Here is a 5,123-nt window from a genome sequence, read left to right on the forward strand (position 1 = left end):
GTTTTCGTCAAGGTCATAAACCTTGCGGCTCTTGGGAAGCCATTTTCCATGTTCGTCCATTGCCCTCATAGTGAGCATGATATGGGCGTGGGGATTGTGTCCCGGCGGATGGGGGTCATGGATGGCAAAATCAGCAATCATGCCTTTGGAAACAAACTGCTGCTCACAAAACTCCCGTACAAGGACAGCGTACTGGTCAGGCGGTATCTCTCTGGGGATGGTAAGCACCCACCGCCTTGCAAGCTGGGAGTTCCATTGCTTCTCCACCGCTTCGGCGGCGTTCCATAGGGTATTGCGGTCTGCATATTTCTGTGGGGCATTTGCCGGGAGCAGGATTTCATTGTGGACGATACCTCGCTTTTCTGGGTAGTGCTTCACTTCTTGGTCGTATTCACAGAACAGCTTTTCGCCGCTCTGGTAGGCAGCGGCGGCAACCGCAGACTGCTGTTGGCTACGCTGAACAATCGAGATTTCGTTGTGTGGACAGGGCATTTCGTATCCCTCCTTTCTATGCTTGGTGGATGGGGTGGCGTTTTACCACCTCATTTTGGGCAGAAAAAAAGCAGGAGACCTTTTTCAGATTTCCTGCTCGGTGTGCCGCTGTGTAAGCGGCGGGTATTTAGTTGTGAAAGTTCGGGACAAGTTGACCCGATGTGTGTAGAATAACAAACTGGATTTATTTTTCTTTACATTTTATGCCGTAATTTCCCCTACTACCATTTTCGTAGCCCCTATATATTTCATATCTTTTTCCATTTATCTCCACTTCGTCATCGTTAATAAATGTATAAGACTTACCATTTTCTTCACAATACTTTGAAATTGCTTCCATAGTTTTTGCAAGAGTTGGGTAATTGGCACTATCCTCATAAGGAACCCAAAAAGCTTTTTTAAACATATAAAATACCTCCTTCTAATTTGTTAAGTAATCCACGAATTTTCAAAGCGTTATAAAATAATAGTATCATACAGCTTCGCAAAAATCCACTTATAACTTCAAACTTGTCGGCTGGGAACAGCTTGCAACGCAAGGTGTCCCCAGATGGCAAGTCCACAAAAGGGTAGCTGGTGGTAGCCAGCGCAGGGGAAGCGTAGCGTCCCCTGTATGATTTGGAGCAGACCATGACTGCGGAAAATCACAGCCCTCCGGCGAGGAGCCTTCGGAGAACGCAATGCACCAACCTCTGGGTGGTGTATAATTGCGCCCTTAGTAAACTAAGGGGTTTCCGGCTTCTCCCGTTCCAGCAGTTTTTTCAATAGTTCCTGCGTGTCCTGCCTGTGAAAAATGAGTTTCAACAGCAGCATGACATCATCATCTGTCAGGCGTTCCGGCTCTTGCAGAAAACTTTCCAGCATACCGCCACGAGTACAGAGCCGGTGCGTCCGTTCCTTTCGGGTAAGCTGCTTTAACTGGTGCTGCAATGCCTTTTCATCATTGATTGCTTTCCGCAGTTTCTTTTCGCTTTTCTCCAGCTCCCGGTTGAGTTTTTCCAGCTTTGAGGTCTCAGGCAAGGGCAGCGTCCTCCTTTCCCGGTATCAGCACATAAATCCGGTTTGGTTCTCCAACGCCCTGACGCACCCGCATGATAAGTCCTGCAGTTTCCAGTTCATTCAGAGAACGCTTGACCGTCATGGGACTGCGGGACAGGACTGCGGCAATGGCTGTGACAGGGAAGCGGACAAACAGGATTCCGTTCTCGTCCTCCTGCCCTTTGGTGAGCGTAGCGTCCAACATCCGGCAGTACATAACCTTTGCGGTACTGCTGACTGGAAATCCTGTCAACGCTCTGGGAAAGGGCATACAGGGCGGCAACGGTGTGTCTATGGTCATAAATTCAAAATTCATTCAGTGTATCCCTCCTTTTTCTTTGCTCGTTTGGATAAATAACGGGGGCAGTCAATCACAACCGCCCGGAAGCTCTGCTTGCACCCATGCTGGCATCTCCGGCATAATTCGTTGTAAGTGACACGCCCCCGGTCATTGAGGTAAAAGGAAAGCTCATGCTTCCTCTTTTTGCTCATTCTCGGCATATTGTGTTTCCTCCCGTTTTAGTGTATGGTTTCGGGGCGATTTTCGGCAAAATTACAGCCATAGAGCCCCCTAAAATCTCCCGAAGTATCAGCGATAGGGTAGACTGTCCCCCTATCAGATTGTCGTGTTTCGGTATCATTTCGGTGTCAGTTCGCCAGTTCTCCCCGGTGTCGTTCCTCCCCTGAATCTCACAGCGGCGTATCGCTCCCTTTGGTATGCTCGTTTTGGTAAGGGTTCCTCCATATCCCTTCCAAAAGTCATGGCGCTACATCGCCGGGGAAGCATATCCCACACAGGCTGGTCATTCGATTGGAATAATCCATCGATGAACTACCTGTATCATAGAACATTTTTGTGCCCTGTGCCGTATGTCCACAAAGTAGGAATTAGGGGTAAAAATCAGAAATTTCCACGATTGCGGAAAGTGTGATATAATCCAGTTAAACGGCAACAATGAAACCGCCGGAAAGGAGCGTGCACCCATGAAAGGAGCAACAAGCATACAGGAACGCCTTTGGGAACTCCGCAAGGACAAAGGCTTAAATCTGGAAGAACTTTCAAAGCTGACGGGTATTTCTAAATCAGCCCTTGGCAGTTATGAAAAAGAAGATTTTAAGGAAATCAATCATGGAAACCTCATCACGCTGGCAGACTTCTATGGGGTTTCCGTTGATTATCTGCTGTGCCGGACAGAGAACAAGGAGCAGATCAACACGCCATTGACGGAGCTGCATTTGAACGATGAGATGGTTGCACTTCTGAAAAGCGGTCGGATTAACAACCGTCTGCTCTGTGAGCTTGCCACACATAAAGATTTTATCAAGTTTCTTGCAGACATTGAGATTTATGTGGACGGGATTGCCACCATGCAGATTCAAAACCTCAATGCACTTGTTGATACCGTCCGGCATGAAATCATTGAACGGTATCGCCCCGGCGAAGATGACCCGCATTTGAAAGTGCTGCAAGCTGCCCATATCAGTGATGATGAATATTTCAGCCACATGGTTCTGGATGACCTCAACCTGATTATCCGGGATATTCGGGAATCCCACAAAAAGGACAGTGAAAGTGCGCCCCAGACCACCGTTGCCGATGAACTGAAAGAAAATCTGGAAGCCGTCGAAAATTTCAAGGGCAGCCGTTTGGAAAAACTGGCAATGCTTTACTGCAAGCAACTCGGTATCAACTACAAAAATTTATCGGAAGAAGAATTTCGCTGGCTGATTCGGATTCTCCAAAAATCAAAGAAAATGGGAACGCCTATCAGCCAGAGGAAAAAATGGTAAAGAAAAACCGCTGTTGCATGGTTTGTTGGCTTCATTCCATGTAGCAGCGGTTCGTGCTGTGATTATTCAGTTAGAATTTCTGAAAGACAAGCTGGAAGTTATAGTGCAATCTTTTTCCATTTTCTAATCTTGGTTCTAAAGGTTCCGAACGGAGCAACTGTATTAACATGTATGAATTTGTATACTTCCCAGACAGCTGTTTTAGTTGCTTCGTCAGCCCATTTTCTCATATGTGGTTTAAATAATTCTTCCTCACTCAGAGAATCAATCATTGCATAAATAGAGTTGATATTCTCATTCAATCTGTCTTTCAATTCTTGCAGTGACAGCTGGGCATATGTATCTGTGAACCATTGATATAATTCGCCAAGCTGATTCCACTTAAAATTATCCGAAGGAGTTTTGACAGGAATACCCTTTCTTTCGTCTGATTCCCATTTAATAACAAGAGTTGTCCAGCCGACCTGATAAGCAAGATTTTCAGCTGGAGTTCGATCGATCTCATCAACTCTCTTATCTTTTAAATGCTCAGGAATATCATTAAATTCTGAAATATACTTTGCAAAGCTTTTATTTATCTCGTTTTTAAGCTCGTCTTTATTCTCATATGTTCTCAATAGTCTATCCCCTCAGCTTCCGATTTTCCGGTTTCAAAAACAGGAATTTTCAAATTAGTCTTTGCAAATAACCTTTGAACCTTCACCATCAATTACAATTCCCTGACGGTTGTTAATTGGGCATAGATTCAAATCCGAAAACTCAGTCATTATTTTCTCGGTAACTTTCTTAAATGGTGCTGTAAGATAATGCGGAAGAACATAGAAATCAATCAAATCAAGCCCTGCATCATCTTCTTGTGAGTAGTCCTCTGGCTTTTCATCCATTTGCTCGATATATTGGATGCTTGGAGCGCATATAATTGCGCCTGCCGACTCGCCAATCATCAATTTTCCATTTGCCAATTCCTTTTTCAGCAGCCCATCAGCTCCCGTCTTACGGAGCTGGTCCATAAGAAAAAAAGAATTTCCGCCGGTAAAATATATCACATCTGCATTTTCAAAAACAGACTGTATCGTTGAATAAGCCTCCGTTGAAATATCAATTTCAGTTACGATTGCTCCCAACTTTTTGAATAATTTTCGAGCCGAGCCGACATAACCGATGTAGCCTTCACGCAGCGAAGCTGTTGGAATAAATGCGACTTTCTTATTTTCAATTTCTTCCTTTATCAGACTTCCTACACTTGAAAAGTGCGAACATAAAAATAGTTTCATCAATATTCTCCTTTATAGATTTCGATTTATCATAATTATTCTACCATATCGTTATGAATAAATCATCTCATGCAAAATAATTTCTTCTGCCCGGTTGCGAATGTTATTGCAACGCTGCACCCATTCCATTTGACAGGTACGCTTTAATTCCTCAGTCACACCCTCGGCAGCTTTCATCTGCTCCATGATGGTATCGAACCGCTTCTGTGCCTGTTCGTTCAGGTCTGCAAGATATGTCCACAATTCTCCGGTCAGTATCAATGTGTTCAATCTGGCTGGATGGACTTCTCTTAAATATTCCCGGTGCATCCGTCCATATTTTCCGATGGGGCGGTGTTCCTCCGGCAGTTTCAAGTCTGGGATGTAGTAATCTCCGACAAGAATATAATCAATTCCATTTTCCGTTATTCTTGGTTTCAATTCGCTCATGTTCCTTACCTCCTGTGGAAGTAGGCTCGTCTGGTACTAACTCAATCACATCGGTAATCTCACAATTCAGCGTTTCGCAGATACGGGCTAATGTATCCA

General features: G+C 44.7%; 10 protein-coding genes. 1 reads left to right on the plus strand and 9 read right to left on the minus strand.

The features are described 5' to 3' along the window. From mobQ to ABUA09_RS17855, 5 genes are all read right to left on the minus strand, one after another. A partial coding sequence (gene mobQ, locus ABUA09_RS17835) for a MobQ family relaxase (RefSeq protein ID WP_349949603.1) occupies positions 1–492 on the minus strand: 492 nt, incomplete at its 3' end. Positions 493–676: 184 nt separating this feature from the next. Beyond that, complete coding sequence (locus ABUA09_RS17840) at positions 677–898, minus strand: DUF4318 domain-containing protein (protein ID WP_002596507.1); 222 nt, start codon at positions 896–898, stop codon at positions 677–679. A 317-nt stretch (positions 899–1,215) separates the two neighbouring features. Continuing rightward, the gene (locus tag ABUA09_RS17845; protein ID WP_349949604.1) at positions 1,216–1,512 is read right to left on the minus strand and encodes a DUF3847 domain-containing protein; all 297 of its coding nucleotides are present in this window, start codon (positions 1,510–1,512) and stop codon (positions 1,216–1,218) included. After that, entirely contained in the window at positions 1,505–1,846 is a 342-nt protein-coding gene (locus ABUA09_RS17850) for a replication initiator protein A (protein WP_349949605.1), read from the minus strand. Before ABUA09_RS17850 ends, ABUA09_RS17845 begins: the two co-directional genes overlap by 8 nt. Further along, a complete protein-coding gene (locus tag ABUA09_RS17855; RefSeq protein ID WP_349949606.1) occupies positions 1,843–2,031 on the minus strand; it encodes a hypothetical protein in 189 nt (62 codons plus the stop codon). The genes ABUA09_RS17850 and ABUA09_RS17855 overlap by 4 nt, the downstream gene beginning before the upstream one ends. Before the next feature lie 483 nt (positions 2,032–2,514). Between ABUA09_RS17855 and ABUA09_RS17860 the strand changes: the two genes are divergently transcribed. Further along, positions 2,515–3,321 (plus strand): helix-turn-helix domain-containing protein, encoded by an 807-nt coding sequence (locus ABUA09_RS17860; RefSeq protein WP_007047423.1) that lies wholly within the window; start codon positions 2,515–2,517, stop codon positions 3,319–3,321. 98 nt (positions 3,322–3,419) lie between these two features. Here ABUA09_RS17860 and ABUA09_RS17865 read toward each other — a convergent pair whose 3' ends face one another. The 4 genes from ABUA09_RS17865 to ABUA09_RS17880 form a co-directional block, all read right to left on the minus strand. After that, the gene (locus ABUA09_RS17865; protein ID WP_007047424.1) at positions 3,420–3,938 is read right to left on the minus strand and encodes a ClbS/DfsB family four-helix bundle protein; all 519 of its coding nucleotides are present in this window, start codon (positions 3,936–3,938) and stop codon (positions 3,420–3,422) included. Positions 3,939–3,992: 54 nt separating this feature from the next. Beyond that, on the minus strand, positions 3,993–4,595 hold the full coding sequence (locus ABUA09_RS17870; RefSeq protein ID WP_007047425.1) for a Type 1 glutamine amidotransferase-like domain-containing protein: 603 nt from the start codon (positions 4,593–4,595) through the stop codon (positions 3,993–3,995). A gap of 51 nt (positions 4,596–4,646) precedes the next feature. After that, positions 4,647–5,024, minus strand: a complete 378-nt coding sequence (locus tag ABUA09_RS17875) for a TnpV protein (protein ID WP_007047426.1) — start codon at positions 5,022–5,024, stop codon at positions 4,647–4,649. Further along, positions 4,984–5,123: helix-turn-helix domain-containing protein (locus tag ABUA09_RS17880; protein ID WP_308452174.1), on the minus strand; the 140-nt coding region annotated here is incomplete at its 5' end. The genes ABUA09_RS17875 and ABUA09_RS17880, both read right to left, overlap by 41 nt.

Source organism: Intestinimonas sp. RTP31139st1_F5_RTP31139_211217 (assembly GCF_040226735.1).
Taxonomy (GTDB): domain Bacteria; phylum Bacillota; class Clostridia; order Oscillospirales; family Oscillospiraceae; genus Intestinimonas; species Intestinimonas butyriciproducens.